Source organism: Sphingomonas leidyi (genome assembly GCF_011761945.1).
GTDB classification, from domain to species: Bacteria; Pseudomonadota; Alphaproteobacteria; order Sphingomonadales; family Sphingomonadaceae; genus Sphingomonas; species Sphingomonas leidyi.
Map to the genome: position 1 here is coordinate 1,207,382 of NZ_JAASQV010000002.1, position 14,429 is coordinate 1,221,810.

11 protein-coding genes are annotated in these 14,429 nt (G+C 67.3%); 6 read left to right on the forward strand and 5 right to left on the reverse strand.

The genetic code is table 11. The features are described from left to right. The first annotated feature begins 153 nt into the window (after positions 1 to 153). Entirely contained in the window at positions 154 to 2,451 is a 2,298-nt protein-coding gene (locus FHR20_RS15480) for a TonB-dependent receptor (RefSeq protein ID WP_167300443.1), read from the forward strand. 101 nt (positions 2,452 to 2,552) lie between these two features. On the opposite strand, the gene FHR20_RS15485 is transcribed toward FHR20_RS15480, so the two are convergent. Both FHR20_RS15485 and FHR20_RS15490 read right to left on the reverse strand, forming a co-directional pair. Beyond that, entirely contained in the window at positions 2,553 to 4,367 is a 1,815-nt protein-coding gene (locus FHR20_RS15485; RefSeq protein ID WP_208413607.1) for an eCIS core domain-containing protein, read from the reverse strand. Positions 4,368 to 4,455: 88 nt separating this feature from the next. Further along, a complete protein-coding gene (locus FHR20_RS15490) occupies positions 4,456 to 6,129 on the reverse strand; it encodes a M20/M25/M40 family metallo-hydrolase (protein ID WP_167300445.1) in 1,674 nt (557 codons plus the stop codon). A 127-nt stretch (positions 6,130 to 6,256) separates the two neighbouring features. On the opposite strand from FHR20_RS15490, the gene FHR20_RS15495 reads away from it, so the two are divergent. From FHR20_RS15495 to FHR20_RS15505, 3 genes are all read left to right on the forward strand, one after another. Next, positions 6,257 to 9,124, forward strand: a complete 2,868-nt coding sequence (locus FHR20_RS15495; protein WP_167300446.1) for a M16 family metallopeptidase — start codon at positions 6,257 to 6,259, stop codon at positions 9,122 to 9,124. Positions 9,125 to 9,138: 14 nt separating this feature from the next. Further along, positions 9,139 to 9,438, forward strand: a complete 300-nt coding sequence (locus tag FHR20_RS15500) for a hypothetical protein (RefSeq protein WP_167300447.1) — start codon at positions 9,139 to 9,141, stop codon at positions 9,436 to 9,438. 324 nt (positions 9,439 to 9,762) lie between these two features. Next, complete coding sequence (locus FHR20_RS15505) at positions 9,763 to 10,695, forward strand: DUF808 domain-containing protein (RefSeq protein ID WP_167300448.1); 933 nt, start codon at positions 9,763 to 9,765, stop codon at positions 10,693 to 10,695. 31 nt (positions 10,696 to 10,726) lie between these two features. On the opposite strand, the gene FHR20_RS15510 is transcribed toward FHR20_RS15505, so the two are convergent. Together FHR20_RS15510 and purE are read right to left on the reverse strand one after the other, a co-directional pair. Further along, on the reverse strand, positions 10,727 to 11,803 hold the full coding sequence (locus FHR20_RS15510) for a 5-(carboxyamino)imidazole ribonucleotide synthase (protein ID WP_167300449.1): 1,077 nt from the start codon (positions 11,801 to 11,803) through the stop codon (positions 10,727 to 10,729). Beyond that, positions 11,800 to 12,255: a 5-(carboxyamino)imidazole ribonucleotide mutase gene (purE, locus tag FHR20_RS15515; protein ID WP_208413680.1), complete on the reverse strand. Its 456-nt coding sequence runs from the start codon at positions 12,253 to 12,255 to the stop codon at positions 11,800 to 11,802. Before purE ends, FHR20_RS15510 begins: the two co-directional genes overlap by 4 nt. 128 nt (positions 12,256 to 12,383) lie before the next feature. On the opposite strand from purE, the gene FHR20_RS15520 reads away from it, so the two are divergent. Continuing rightward, a complete protein-coding gene (locus FHR20_RS15520; protein WP_167300451.1) occupies positions 12,384 to 12,710 on the forward strand; it encodes a hypothetical protein in 327 nt (108 codons plus the stop codon). On the opposite strand, the gene gpmA is transcribed toward FHR20_RS15520, so the two are convergent. Then, a complete protein-coding gene (gene gpmA, locus FHR20_RS15525) occupies positions 12,697 to 13,383 on the reverse strand; it encodes a 2,3-diphosphoglycerate-dependent phosphoglycerate mutase (RefSeq protein WP_167300452.1) in 687 nt (228 codons plus the stop codon). The two genes, FHR20_RS15520 and gpmA, sit on opposite strands and share 14 nt — an antisense overlap. A gap of 68 nt (positions 13,384 to 13,451) precedes the next feature. Here gpmA and FHR20_RS15530 point away from each other — a divergent pair, with 68 nt between their 5' ends. Next, the gene (locus FHR20_RS15530; RefSeq protein ID WP_167300453.1) at positions 13,452 to 14,177 is read left to right on the forward strand and encodes a dienelactone hydrolase family protein; all 726 of its coding nucleotides are present in this window, start codon (positions 13,452 to 13,454) and stop codon (positions 14,175 to 14,177) included. Positions 14,178 to 14,429: the final 252 nt, after the last annotated feature.

The window sequence follows — 14,429 nt, forward strand, 5'->3', positions numbered from 1 at the left end:
GCCGCTACGGTTTCCGTAATGTGTCCGGAAGCTGTAACTTCACGGTCGCGCAACTGACATCGCGGCTACGCGATGCTGCAACGCACAAATCCTAGCTCCCCGACTGCCGGGCACTGTGCCCGCGCCGAAAACAAACCCTGGGGGGAACCCGCCATGCGCAAGCTTTCCATTCTGCTCGCCGGCACTTCGATGCTGCTTTCCGGTGCCGCCTTCGCGCAGGACGCGCCGGCCGGGCCGGTGCCCGCCGCCGACGACGGCGCGGACCAGAATCATATCGTGGTGATCGGCCGCGGCGAGACCCGCCAGGTCCAGCAGCTCTCCAGCAGCGACATCGCCGAACTCGCCGCCGGCACCAGCCCCTTGAAGGCGATCGAGAAGCTGCCCAGCGTCAACTTCCAGTCCGCCGATCCCTTCGGCGCCTATGAATGGGCCACGCGCGTCTCGATCCGCAGCTTCAACCAGAACCAGCTCGGCTTCACGCTCGACGGCATTCCCCTCGGCGACGCCAGCTACGGCAACGTCAACGGCCTCCACATCAGCCGCGCGATCACCAGCGAGAATGTCGGCGAGGTCCGGGTGTCGCAGGGCGCCGGCTCGCTCGGCACCCAGGCGACCAACAATCTCGGCGGCACGCTGGAATTCTTCTCGCGCGATCCGTCGGACCAGTTCGGCATCCATGCCGAGGGCACCTATGGCAGCGAGAACACCAAGCGCATCTTCGGCCGGATCGAGACCGGCGATATCGGCGGCGGCGTGAAGGCCTATGCCTCCTATGTCTATTCGGACCTCGACAAGTGGAAGGGCTGGGGCTCGCAGCGCACCAACCAGGCGAACGGCAAGATCGTCGCGCCGCTGGCCGATGATGTCCGCCTGGTCGGCACGATCAGCTATTCGGACCGCCGCGAGAACGACTATCAGGACCTGTCGCTCGGCATGATCAAGCGTCTCGGCTACAACTGGGACAATATCTCGAACGACTATGCGCTCGCGGTCCGCATCGCCGATATCGCGAACAATCGCGGCGATACCGGTGCCCCGGTGTCGAACGCGGCGGCGGGGACAGTCTATCCGGCGCCCTTCGCGACGGTGGACGATGCCTATTTCGACGCGGCGGGCCTGCGCCGCGACTGGCTGGGCTCGCTCGGCTTCGAAGGCGAGAGCGGCGGCCTGCGCTTCGCGCTCAAGGGCTATTACCACAATAATCACGGCCAGGGCCTGTGGTTCACGCCGTACGTGCCCAGCCCGGGCGGCACCTCGCCCATCTCGATCCGCACCACCGAGTACGACATCGATCGCAAGGGCGTGTTCGGCCATACCGGCGGCAAGCTCGGCGAGCATAACGACGTGACCATCGGCTTCTGGTACGAGCGCAACGATTTCCAGCAGGCCCGCCGCTTCTATGCCCTGTCGAGCCGCACCGCGCCGTCGCGCCGCAGCCTCGATTTCCAGTCGAACCCGTTCGCGACCCAGTGGGACTATGACTACACGACGGACACCTTCCAATATTATGTCGAGGACAAGCTGACCTTCGGCGACCTGACGCTGAACCTGGGCTGGAAGGGCTTCAAGGTAAAGAACGCGGCCGATCCGAACGTCGCCGGCGCGCTGGCGCGCGGCAAGATCGACGTGACCGATTGGTTCCAGCCGACCGCGGGCTTCAACTACCGCCTCGGGGCCGGTGCCGAACTGTTCGGCGGCTTCACTCAGGTGACTCGCGCCTTCGTCGCCTCGGCCACCAGCGGCCCGTTCGCGACCACCCAGGCCGGCTTCAACGCGCTTCTCTCGGGCTCGACCAGGCTCAAGCCCGAGCAATCGGACACCTGGGAACTGGGCGGCCGCCTGCGCTCGGGGCCGTTCACCGGCTCGCTCGCCGGCTATTATGTCAACTTCCGCAATCGCCTGCTCGGCGTCACCACCGGCGCCGGCATCGTCGGCAACCCGGTGACGCTGCAGAATGTCGGCGACGTCCGCGCCATCGGCTTCGAAGCGACCGGCGATCTCCGTCTGGGCAGCGGCTTCGGCGCATTCGTCTCGTACAGCTACAATGACTCGACCTATCGCGACGATGTGCGCAATGCGGCCGGCACGCTGCTGGCGGCGACCAAGGGCAAGACCGTGGTCGATGCCCCCAAGCACCTGCTCAAGGGCGAACTGACCTACGACCTTGCCGGCTTCAACGCCCGCATCGGCGCCAACTATATGAGCCGGCGCTATTTCACCTATACCAACGACCAGTCGATCGCCGGCCGCGTGCTGGTCGACGCCACACTCGGCTATAAGTTCGACCTGGGCGGCCGCAGCCTGGAGATCCAGGCCAACGCGACCAACCTGTTCGACAAGAAGTACGTCTCGACGATCGGTACGAACGGCTTCGGCAATTCGGGCGACAACCAGACGCTGATGGTCGGCGCGCCGCAACAATTCTTCGTGACGCTGAAGGCCTGGTTCTGAGCCTCTCCTCCCCGCGGACAGCAAGGGGAGGGCAGCGGGAAGGGCCGGGGCGCGAGCTCCGGCCCTTTCCGTGCGGCGCGCCGCGGTTCGGCCGCGCGCCGCTATAGCTCGGGCACGTAGTGCCCCAGGTCGCCATCCATGAACAACGCGACATAGACTTGCTTGTCGCCGCCGCCGATGTCGACGCGGCTTTGATATTTGAGTGTCTTCAGGTCGTAGGTGACAAGGCGCACCCAGATCGTCTCCTCGACCTCGTCGTTGAGCGCATCGACGAACGCCGTGATGTCGCGCGCGTCGACAGCCACATCCACGGTGAGGCCCGCTGCATCGGCGGCGTCCGAAAGCTGCTTCGCGGTGAAGCCATAATGGCGCATCGTATCCCAGAAGCATTCGCCGCCATCGCGAATGCCGACCGTGTTCGGACTGAACTTGTGGCCGAAATAGGTCACCGTATCGCGTGACGCGAGGGTCTTGGCGTTCCTCGATTTCTTATGGGGTTTCTTCTCTTTGCCGCTGTCGCTGCTGCTGGATTCGTCCTCGTCTTCGTCCGAGGCCTTGGATTTGGAAGAGCTGCTGGATTCCGGCTTGCGCTTCTTCTTCTTGAGCTCCTCCCGCGCCTTGCGCGAGTAGCGGCGCTCGCGCGGTGAGATCGAAGAGAAGACATAGGCCGTGCCGCCCTCTTTCGGCTTCTGCTCGTCCTCTTCCTCATCCGACGAATGGAACAGATCGCCGCGCGTCTGCAGATAAGTCTCATATTCGAGCGAGCTCCTGTACTTGGCCTTCGTGTCGAGCGTGTTGGAGCCCAACACGCCATGCCGGTCCTCGCCGCGGTTCGTCGATTTGGGGCCGTTATAGGTCGTGTACGGATTCAGCTGGAGCAGCTTGCGCGCGACGAGGTGGAAGAGCGAGCCGACGCCGTGATCGCCGTCGTCCTTCAGCAGGCGCATGAATTCGTCGTACAGGCTGCGATAGTCGAGCGCATAGCGTTCGAGCACGTCGTCGCCATCGTCGAGGCCATATTCCGACTTCATCAGGGAAATCGCCCGTTCCGGCGTTTCGACCTGATCGAGGAGCTCGAGATACTGCCCCTTGGCCAGCCGGTGCTGCAGCCTTTCCTCGAAGGCGATGAACGACAGCGAATGCGGCCCCTGTTCCTGATGCCGCACCTTGGCCGTCACGGCAGTCTTGAGATGGCCATAGGGCGTGGGCACGCGGCGGGCCCGATGCTGGCTCGTCGTGATCGCCCCGTCCACGACGTCGGAGTTGCCCGACAGCGTGTCGTCGAATTCCTGGGCCTTCTTCCGTGACGTGAAGGTGGTGAGCCGCTTGCCTCGCTCGACCACTTCCAGGTCGGAGTAATAGACGAAATTGTCCTCATCGTCCTTGAGGTGCAGCACCGAGCGCTGCACCACCGGCGCGGCGATGCCGGCCCGTTGCACCGGGGCCATCGACCCGGCCGGCGTGCCGCCCGTCCGCTCGGCGCGCTGGCCCATCCGGTCGGCTTCGCCTTCCAGTCCGGCATCGTCGTTGATCGAGGTGCCGTTCAGATCGAGCGTGGGGCGCACGCGGCCCTGCTTCTGCTGCACCACGTGCCAGGCCTCGTGCGGCAAGTGGCGCTCCTGCCCGGGGGCAAGATGGATCTCGCTGCCCTGGGTATAGGCATGGGCCTGGACGGTGGCGGGCCGGCTCGATCCGCGATGCACGCGGACATCGTCCATCGACAGGCCCGACAGCGTTTCGATGCCGCTTTTCAGCCCATTGGGCAGGCCGGTGCGATTGGGCGCCGCAAGGCCGACCGAGGCGGGGAGCGCATGATAGGGCGCCGGCGCCGCGACGCATTGCACGGGCGCAGGTCCGGCGGGCCCGGTCGCGGCCGGGCGATCGGCAATCGGCTTGCGCTTGGCGGCCTGGTACACGGCGGGTCGAGTCCTCGCACGGCTGGTGCGGGAGCCTGCCGCCTTTCCGCCTGGCGGAAAAGCAGAGAAAGCCCCGTTTCCGCGCCGCTCAGTTCTTCGTCGGTGCCGGCACGGCAATCGAAATCGCCTTCGGTGCCGTGGCGGCCGGCGCATTCGCCGGCCGCGGTGCCTTGGGCGCATCCCTGGCATAGCGTTCGCCGAAGCTGTTGCCCTGGTACCAGCGCGGCTCCTGGTCGGCATCGGCGATCTCGCGCGCGATCAGATAGTTGATTTTCGCGAACCTGGCGCCGGCCTGCCAGTCGAACGGTTGGCGGATATCGTCGCTCACCTTGTGGTAGTGTGCCTTCAGGAAGTCGCGGAACGCCTTCTCGCCGCCATTCCTGAAGCCGGTGACGAGGAAGATCGACGGCACGCCGGCCTTGACGAAACTATAGTGATCCGAACGGAGGAACAGCTGCTCTTCGGGCATGGGATCGGGCGAGAGCGCCACGCCCATCTTCGCCGCCGCGCGCGCGACGATCGGCCCGAGCGTCGAATGCTCGGCGCCGAAGGCGACCACGTCCTGGAAGTCATACAGCAGGATCGGCATGTCGAGATTGACGTCGGCCACCACCTTGCCGCCGCCCACGACCGGATAGCGCGCGAGGAACTCGGAACCGATCAGCCCGTCCTCCTCGGCGGTGAGCGCGACGAACAGGATCGAGCGGCGCGGGCGCTTGCCGCTCTGCGTGAAGGCGCGCGCGGCTTCCAGCATCGTCGCCACGCCCGCGGCATTGTCCATCGCGCCATTGTAGATCTTGTCCTCGCCTTCCAGGCCCGGATCGGTGCCCTCATGGTCGAGATGCGCGGAGAGCACGACATATTCATCGGCGAGCTTCGGATCCGATCCCGGCAGGATGCCGATCACGTTCTCGCTCTTCTTCACCGTGACGATGCTGGTCCGCTGCAGGGTGAGCCGCTGCTTGAGCGCGAAGCTGCCCGGCGTGCCGCCCGGGGCGGCGAGCATGGCATAGAGCTGGTCGGCGCGCATCGGCGCGTCCTTGAACAACGCCTCGGCGGCGGCGCCCTTCACATAGGCGCCGATCCTGAGCCCGGGATTCTCGCCCCTGGGGAAGCCGTCCGGGCTCAGCCAGTTGGTCTGCGGGCCCTGGAAATAGGTGACGGCCTGCGCCCAGGGGAAGGCGTCCTTCAGATTGTCCGGCGTGACGAGATAGATCAGGCCGAGCGCGCCGTGCCTGCCGGCGACTGCGGCCTTGTCGAGCTTGCCGGGTTCGATGCCCGGCGGATTGCCGAGCAGCGTGACGACGAACTTGCCGGTCGCGTCGACACCGGCATAGTCGGCCTCGCGACCATGGCCGACGAACACCGCGTCGGCGGTGAGGGTCTGGGTCTCGTTGCCGTGGAGCGGGCTCGGACCGAACAGCACGTCCTGGCCGCTGGCGAACCGTTTCGCGCCAACCGCGAGCGAGGCCGGCTTCCCGACGTCGAGCACATAGTCCGCGATGTTGACCGGCTGGTACCAGCCTTGCGTCCCGCCGGGCTTGAATCCCATCGCGTCGAAGCGGCTGGAGACATAGCGTGCCGCGATCTCGAACCCCTGGGTCCCGTTGTCGCGCCCGCCGAGCAGGTCGTCGGCGAGGAACTCGACATGCGCGCGCACTTCGTCGGGGCTGAACGCAGGTTCCCCGGTCCCCGCCTGCGCCCATGCCGCGGCCGGTGCCAGGGCGAGCGCCAGCGCGATGAGAAACGATTTGCGGTGCACGGATTTCTCCCCGGAATGGCGCAGTTTTCCGCAGGCTAGAGCAAATGAATGCGGGTGCAACCGGCTTGCGGCGGGCCTGCCCGGCGCTATGCTCGCCCTCTCTCTTGTCTCTCGGGGAAACAGCTACATGAAATCGTTCCGGATGCTTTGCGGCGCGTCGATCTGCGCGCTGGCGATTGGCGCTGCCGTGCCCGTATTCGCCCAGCAGGCGCCCGCCGCCGCCGCTGCCGCCCCGGCACAGACCAAGCCGGTTCCGGTGGCCGAGCTCGTGAAGAAGATCGACATCCCCTATGAGGGCTTCACGCTTCCGAACGGCCTGCGCGTGCTGGTCCATACCGATCGCAAGGCGCCGATCGTCGCGGTGTCGACCTGGTACGATGTCGGCTCGAAGCACGAACCCGCCGGCAAGACCGGCTTCGCGCACCTGTTCGAGCATCTGATGTTCAACGGCTCGGAGAATGCTCCGGGCGATTTCTTCGAGCCGCTCAAGCAGGTCGGCGCCACCGATTTCAACGGCACCACCAGCTTCGATCGCACCAATTATTTCGAGACCGTGCCGCGCCCGGCGCTCGATCGCGCGCTGTTCCTCGAGAGCGACCGCATGGGCTATCTGCTCGGCGCGATCACCCAGGACGTGCTCGACGAGCAGCGCGGCGTCGTCCAGAACGAGAAGCGCCAGGGCGACAACCAGCCCTATGGCCTGGTCTTCTACAAGGTGCTCGAGGAACTGCTCGGCAGCACGCCCTATGGCCATAACGTGATCGGTTCGATGGCCGATCTCGATGCCGCGAGCCTCGACGACGTCAAGAACTGGTTCCGCGCGCATTACGGCCCGAACAACGCGATCCTCGTCCTCGCCGGCGATGTCGACGTCAAGGAAGCCCGGCCGCTGGTCGAGAAATATTTCGGCGCGATCCCGGCCGGTCCGAAGAGCGTGCTGCCGCAGGTCACGGTGCCGACGCTGGCCGCACCCAAGACGGTGACGATCAAGGACAGCGTCGCCGCCACCCTCATCCTGCGCAGCTGGGCGGTGCCCGGGCTGAACGACAAGGATGCGACGGCGCTCAACGTCTTCGCCTCGGTGCTGGGCGGCCTCGCCAGCTCGCGGCTCGACAATGAACTGGTCCGCAAGGACAAGACCGCCGTCCAGGTGTCGAGCAACGTCCAGTCGCTGGCGCAGATCGGCATCTTCATGGTCCAGGCGGTGGTGAAGCCCGGCGTCGATCCGGCGGTGGTATCGAAGCGCCTCGACGAGATCCTGGCCGATCTCCTCAAGAACGGGCCGACCGCGGACGAAGTGAAGCGCGTCGCCACCACCAATGTCTCCGGCCGCATCGCGGGGCTGGAATCGGTCGGCGGTTTTGGCGGCAAGGCCGTGGCGCTCGCGTCGGGCGAGCTCTATTCGGGCGACCCGCTCCACTTCAGGAAGGAGCTGGAAGCGATGGCACGGGTCACGCCGGCCGAAGTGACCGCGGCGGCGAACAAGTGGCTCAACCGGCCCGCACTCACCGTGATGGTCGTGCCTGGCCAGCGGGAGGCCTATCAGGAAGCGACCGCCGTCGCCGCGAAGCCGGCCGAAGGCGCCAAGGCCGAGCCGGTGAAGGGCACCCGTGGCGCACTGCCCGCCGTCGCCCCGATCGGCGATCTCGTCTTCCCCAAGGTGGAGCGCACCCGGCTCTCGAACGGCATCGAGCTGGTCTATGCCCATCGCAATGCCGTGCCGGTCACCCAGATCGAGATGAGTTTCGATGCCGGCGTCGCCGCCGATCCTGCGGGCAAGCTCGGCACCCAGCGCCTGACGCTCAACATGATGGACGAAGGCACGACCAGCCTCGATTCGACGGCGCTCGCCGAAGCGCGCGAGCGGCTGGGCGCGACCATCGGCTCGGGCAGCTCGGCCGATCGCACCTATCTGGGCGTCGATGCGCCGAGCCCCAACCTGGCCGGTGCGCTCGACCTGTTCGCCGATGTGGTGGAGCGGCCCGCCTTCGTGCCGGCCGAGATCGAGCGCGTGCGGGGCCAGATGCTCGCTGGCATCGCGCAGGAGCTGACCAGCCCGACTGGCCTGTCCGGCCGCATGGTGCCGCGCGTGCTCTACGGGGCGGGCAGCCCCTATGCCAAGCTCGGCGCCGGCTCGGGCGATCCGGCGGTCGTGAAGACGATCACGCGCGACGATCTGGTCGCCTGGCACAATGCCTGGATCCGTCCGGACAAGGCCAAGATCTTCGTCGTCAGCGACCGTCCGCTCGCCGAGATCAAGGCCGCGCTCGAGACGCGCTTCGGCGGCTGGAAGAGCGAGGGGCCGGCCGGCGCCAAGGCCTTCGCACCCTCGGCCCAGGCGATGACGCCCCGGATCATCCTGATCGACCGGCCCAATTCGCCGCAGTCGCAGATCGTCGCGGCGCAGCTGACCGGCGTCGATCCCTTCTCGGACACGCTGGCGGTGACCACCGCCAACCAGGCGCTCGGCTCGGGCTTCCTCTCGCGCATCAACATGGACCTGCGCGAGGCCAAGCACTGGTCCTATGGCGCGGGCGGCGGCTATTCCTTCCTGGAGCACGCCGTGCCCTATACGATCAGCGCTCCGGTCCAGGCGGACAGGACGGGCGATTCGATCAAGGCGATCCAGCAGCAGGTGCGCGACTTCCTGACCACCAAGGGCGTGACGCCCGAGGAGCTGACGCGCGAAGTCAATGGCTCGACTCGCGAGCTGCCCGGCCGCTTCGAGACATCGGACGCCGTGCTCAACGCGATGCAGCAGAACGACCTGCGCCGCCGTCCGGACGATTATTTCAGCACCATCGCACAAAAATATCGGATGCTCGCCATACCCCAGCTTGACGCTGCGGCACGCGCGGCTCTCGACCCGAACAAGTTCGTTTTCGTGGTCGTCGGCGATGCCGCGAAGGTCCGGCCGCAGCTTGACAGCATCGGCCTGCCCGTCGAGGTGGTCCCCGCAGCGTCGCTGGCAAGCACCAAGCCGGCGGCCAATTAATCAGGAGAGTTCTCATGGCGAATGTGGACGGCAGCTGGAACACGGTCGTGAAGTCGCCGCTGGGCGACCAGGCGGCAGTGTTCACCGTGACGAGCGACGGCGACACCTTCACCGGCACCTTCGCCGGCGCGATGGGCAATGCCGAAGCCAAGGACGGCAAGACCGATGGCGACAAGCTGACCTGGACGATGGACGTGTCGGTCCCCATGCCGATGACGCTCACCGGCGAGGCGACCGTGGACGGCGACGCGATGACCGGCACCGTCACGGCGGGCGCGTTCGGCGCTTTCCCGCTCACCGGCACGCGCGCCTGACGGCACGCAACCCAAGCTGATCGGAGCGCCCGTCCCGCACCATGCGGGGCGGGCGTTTCATTTTGCGGGGAAGTGCGGAAGCGGGGGCGAACCGTTACCCCCGCTTCCGCAAGACGCAGTGCCGCCGGGCGGCAGCCCCGCGCCTTCCCGAACCGGCACCTCGCGAGCGCACCAGAGCAGGACGGAGGAACCGGCCGGGCCTCTCGTTTCGCAAGCGGATCAGCAGTCCCGATGCGGGGGATTAGGAGAAAAGGTGCAGGCCAGCGCGTTGCGCCGCACCGCGGCTTCGCTATGGGCTGAACGCCAGTTCACAAAGGGGGATACATGCCGGGCGGTCTGGTCGCATTGCTGGATGACGTTGCCGCGCTCGCCAAGCTGGCGGCGGCCTCGCTGGACGACGTGGCGGGAGCCGCGGGGCGCGCCGGCACCAAGGCGGCAGGAGTGGTGATCGACGATGCCGCGGTCACGCCGCGCTATGTCGTCGGCCTCACGCCGGATCGCGAGCTGCCGATCATCTGGAAGATCACGCTCGGGTCGCTCCGCAACAAGCTGCTCTTCATCCTGCCGGTCGCGCTAGCGCTCAGCGCCTTCGCGCCCTGGGCGGTGACGCCGCTGCTGATGCTCGGCGGCTCCTATCTGTGCTTCGAGGCGGCGGAGAAGATCGTCGAGGCGCTGGCCGGCCATCATGCCGAGGCGGAAGTCGCCGGGATCGATACGCCGGCCGAGCTGGAGAGGCGCCAGGTCGCCGGCGCGGTGCGCACCGATTTCATCCTGTCGGCGGAGATCATGGCGATCGCGCTGGCCGAGTTGCCCGATGCGTCGTTCGGCATGCGCGCGGCGGCGCTGGCGGCGGTTGCGGTCGCGATCACGATCGGCGTCTATGGCGTGGTCGCGCTGATCGTGAAGATGGACGATATCGGGCTGCACCTGAGCAAGCGCCCCTCGGCGATCGCGCAGCGCACGGGCAGGCTGCTGGTCCAGGCGATGCCGGTGCTGCTCCAGGCGCTGTCGCACATCGGCGTGGCGGCGATGGTCTGGGTCGGCGGCGGCATTCTGCTCCATGGATTCGAGGCGTTCGGGCTGAATGCGATTCCGCATTTCGTCCATCACCTTGCCGAAGCAGCCGGCCATGCGGTGCCGTTCGCGGGCGGATTCGTCGAATGGCTGGTCGGCGCGATCGGTGCGGGCATCTGCGGCCTGATCGTCGGCGCGGCGATCGTGGGAGCGATCCATCTGGTGCCGCGGAAGAAGCACTGACCTGAACTCCCCCTTGCAGGGAGGGGAGGGGCTATGCCCGCTTCACTCGTGTGACATGGCCCATCTTCCGCCCCGGCCGGGCATCGCCCTTGCCATAGAGGTGGAGGTGCGTGCCCGGCTCGGCGAGCAGCTCGGGCCAGCGATCGGCATCCGCGCCGATCAGGTTCTCCATCTCGATGCCCGTGCCGGTGAGCCCGGTGCTGCCGAGCGGCAGCCCGCAGATCGCGCGGATATGGTTCTCGAACTGCGAGCATTCGGCGCCTTCGATCGTCCAATGCCCCGAATTGTGCACGCGCGGCGCCATTTCGTTGAACACCGGCCCGTCGTCGGTCGCGAAGAATTCCAGCGTCAGCACGCCGACATGGCCCAGCGCCTCGGCCACCCGGCCGGCGAGCGCCGCCGCCTCGGTCCAGTGGCGTGCGATCTCGGCGGGGGCGGGCACGGTCGACTTGTCGAGGATGCCGTCCTTGTGCTCGTTCCAGGGCGGCGGATAGCTGGCCAGCGATCCGTCGACGCCGCGCACCGTGATGATCGAGAATTCGTGGCTGAACGTCACAAAGCCTTCGAGGATCGCCGGCCGCTCGCCGATCTCCTCCCAGGCCGAAGCCGCCTCGGCCGCGTCGCGGATGCGCACCTGGCCCTTGCCGTCATAGCCCAGGCGCAGCGTCTTCAGGATCGACGGCGCACCGATCTCGGCGATGGCGGCGTCGAGCTGCGCGCGGGTCTCGACCAGCGCCCAGGGCGCGGTCCGCCCGCCCAGCGCGGCGACGAACGCCTTCTCGCGCGCCCGGTCCTGCGCGATCGACAGGCTCTGCGCGCCGGGGCGCACCGGCACCTTGCCGGCGAGGAACTCCACCGGCCCGATCGCGATATTCTCGAACTCATAGGTGATCACGTCGCACTGGGCGGCGAGCTCGTCGAGCACGATGCGGCTGTGATAGTCGGCGCGCGTGTAGCTGGAGGCAGTCTGCGCGGCGACGCTCTCTTCGTCGGGCGCGAGCACATGGGTGCGATAGCCCAGCTGCGCGGCGGCGACGGCGAGCATGCGGCCGAGCTGGCCCCCGCCCAGGATGCCGATCGTCGATCCGGGGGGCAGCGCGTCGCTCATTCGGGATCGGTCGCCACGCTCTCGGTCTGTGCCGCGCGCCACGCCTGGAGGCGCTGGCTGAGCGCTTCGTCCGAAGTCGCCAGGATCGCGGCGGCGAGCAGCCCGGCATTGATCGCGCCGGCCTTGCCGATCGCCAGCGTGCCCACGGGGATGCCGCCGGGCATCTGGGCGATCGAGAGCAGGCTGTCCATGCCCTTGAGCGCCTTGGATTCCACCGGCACGCCGAGCACCGGCAAGTGCGTCATCGAAGCGGCCATGCCGGGCAGGTGCGCCGCGCCGCCGGCCCCGGCGACGATCACCTTGAGGCCGCGCCCGGCCGCGCCGGTGGCATAGTCGTAGAGCCGTTGCGGGGTGCGATGCGCCGAGACGACCTTGGTCTCGTGCGGCACGCCGAGCTTCTCGAGCACCTTGGCGGCGTGGTGCATCGTCTCCCAGTCGGAAGTGCTGCCCATGATGATGCCGACCAGAGGTGCCACGTCTTGCCCCGTCTCGTGTGGAAGGCGCGTTCCTAGAGGGGAGGGGCGGGGAGGGCAACCCATCCCCGCTGGAAGAACCGGCCTCGCCATAATAGCATCGGCCGATGCTGTTCGCTCTCGCCCTGCTCGCCGCCGGCCAAACCCCCTTTCCGACACGGATCGGGCAATGCCAATGGGTGCGGGGCGGCTTCTACGTGGCGAATGGCAGCGGCATCAACCGGCTCTGGGTCCGTGGCACGAAGCACGTGCTGAACCTGCACGATGGCGACGAGCGGGTGCCGCCGGCAATCCGACGGTTCTGGAGCGGTCGGCCGTTCGGGAATCGCCTTTGGGGCGAATTCTATGTCTGCGCTCTGGCGCGCTACGTTCCGGGCCATATGCAGCGCGTCCACATCCTGCGGACGCGCCGCACCCTCGTCACCGCTCGCTGAGATAGTAGCGATCCAGCGCATTGAGCGCGTCGTCCAGTTCATAGACGATCGGCTGGCCGGTCGGGATTTCCAGGTTCACGATCTCGTCGTCGGGAATGCCCGAGAGATGCTTCACCAGCGCGCGCAGCGAGTTGCCGTGCGCGGCGATCAGCACGCGCTTGCCGGCCTTGAGCTCGGGGGCGATCCGTTCCTCCCAATAGGGCAGCACGCGCGCGATCGTGTCCTTCAGGCTCTCGGTCTGCGGGATCGCCACGCCGCGATAGCGCGCGTCCCTGGCCAGATCCCAGGGCGAGCCCGCTTCGGGGAGCGGCGGCGGCACGTCGAAGCTGCGGCGCCAGACCTTCACCTGCTCGTCGCCATGCAGCGCCGCGGTCTCCGCCTTGTTCAGCCCGGTCAGGCCGCCATAATGGCGCTCGTTCAGCTTCCAGCTCTTCTCCTCGGGCAGCCAGAGGCGTCCCATCGCTTCGAGCGCCAGGTGCAGCGTCTTGATCGCGCGGCTCTGGAAGCTGGTGAAGCACAGGTCGAAGTCGAGCCCCTTCTCCTTCATCAGCGTGCCGGCGGCCGCCGCTTCCTGCACGCCCTGCTCGGTCAGGTCGACGTCCCACCAGCCGGTGAAGCGGTTTTCGAGGTTCCAGGCCGACTGGCCGTGGCGGATCAGGACGAGCTTGGGCATGCGAACTCCTTGCAACCGGTTGCGAGCGTCCTTAGCGGCGGGAGCGGCGGGGACAAGGGAGACAGGCGATGGCGATCGTTCGGCAGACTCTGGCATATCACGGTCCCGGCGGCCCCTTCGAGGGCGTGGTCGCCTATGAGGACGAAGTGACGACGCTGCGCCCGGGCGTGCTGGTCCTGCCCAATGTGCTCGGCCAGAAGGAAGCCGACAACGTCCATGCCGAGAACCTCGCCAAGCTCGGCTATGTCGCGCTGGCGGCCGACATTTACGGCCAGGGCAAGCGCGTGACTCACGCCTCGCCCAACCGCAACGAATATATGGATGCGCTCAACGCCGACCGGGCGCTGCTGCGCGCCCGGCTGGCGGCTTCGCTGGAAGCGCTGGCCGGTTTCGACCGGGTCGATCCCGCCAGGCTGGCCGCGATCGGCTTCTGCTTCGGCGGCAAGTGCGTGCTCGACATGGCGCGGGCGGGGCTGCCGATCCTCGGCGGCGTCTCGTTCCACGGCGTCTACGACCGCCCCGACTATGCCAATGTCGCGCCGATCGCGGCCAGGCTGCTCGTCTGCCATGGCTGGGAAGATCCGATCGCGCCGCCCGAGAAGACCGTGGCGCTGGCCCGGGAGCTGACCGAATCGGGCGCCGACTGGCAGATCCATGCCTATGGCCATGCCGGCCATGCCTTCACCGATCGGGACCGCAAGACGTCCACGGTGCCAGGCGTGGTCTACGAGCCCAAGGCCGACCGCCGCAGCTGGCAGGCGATGGCCAATTTCCTCGAAGAGGTGTTCGCTTGAGCGCGCGAGTCGCGGCCATGGTTAACGAATCGTCGACGCGCCGGGCCCGGATTCATCCGTAAGGTGCGATTACCATAAGGGTTCCCGCCAAATTGGCGGGCCCCTTGCCCCCGTTCATATTCCCCGCACGACAGCAGCAGCCGGGGCGCTGCCGCAGCAGGGGATACGCAATGTCGAAGATCACGATCGCGCTCGAAGCAGCCGTCGCCACCGTTCTCGAGAACATGCCGAAGGACGCGGCGCAGACGAACC

Excerpts from the sequence above, each read along its gene's own strand:
- FHR20_RS15500 (WP_167300447.1), top strand. The coding sequence starts at position 9,139 with ATGGCGAATGTGGACGGCAGCTGGAACACGGTCGTGAAGTCGCCGCTG.
- FHR20_RS15530 (WP_167300453.1), top strand. The coding sequence starts at position 13,452 with ATGGCGATCGTTCGGCAGACTCTGGCATATCACGGTCCCGGCGGCCCC.
- FHR20_RS15510 (WP_167300449.1), bottom strand. The coding sequence starts at position 11,803 with ATGAGCGACGCGCTGCCCCCCGGATCGACGATCGGCATCCTGGGCGGG.
- FHR20_RS15520 (WP_167300451.1), top strand. The coding sequence starts at position 12,384 with ATGCTGTTCGCTCTCGCCCTGCTCGCCGCCGGCCAAACCCCCTTTCCG.
- FHR20_RS15505 (WP_167300448.1), top strand. The coding sequence starts at position 9,763 with ATGCCGGGCGGTCTGGTCGCATTGCTGGATGACGTTGCCGCGCTCGCC.
- gpmA (WP_167300452.1), bottom strand. The coding sequence starts at position 13,383 with ATGCCCAAGCTCGTCCTGATCCGCCACGGCCAGTCGGCCTGGAACCTC.
- FHR20_RS15495 (WP_167300446.1), top strand. The coding sequence starts at position 6,257 with ATGAAATCGTTCCGGATGCTTTGCGGCGCGTCGATCTGCGCGCTGGCG.
- purE (WP_208413680.1), bottom strand. The coding sequence starts at position 12,255 with ATGGGCAGCACTTCCGACTGGGAGACGATGCACCACGCCGCCAAGGTG.
- FHR20_RS15480 (WP_167300443.1), top strand. The coding sequence starts at position 154 with ATGCGCAAGCTTTCCATTCTGCTCGCCGGCACTTCGATGCTGCTTTCC.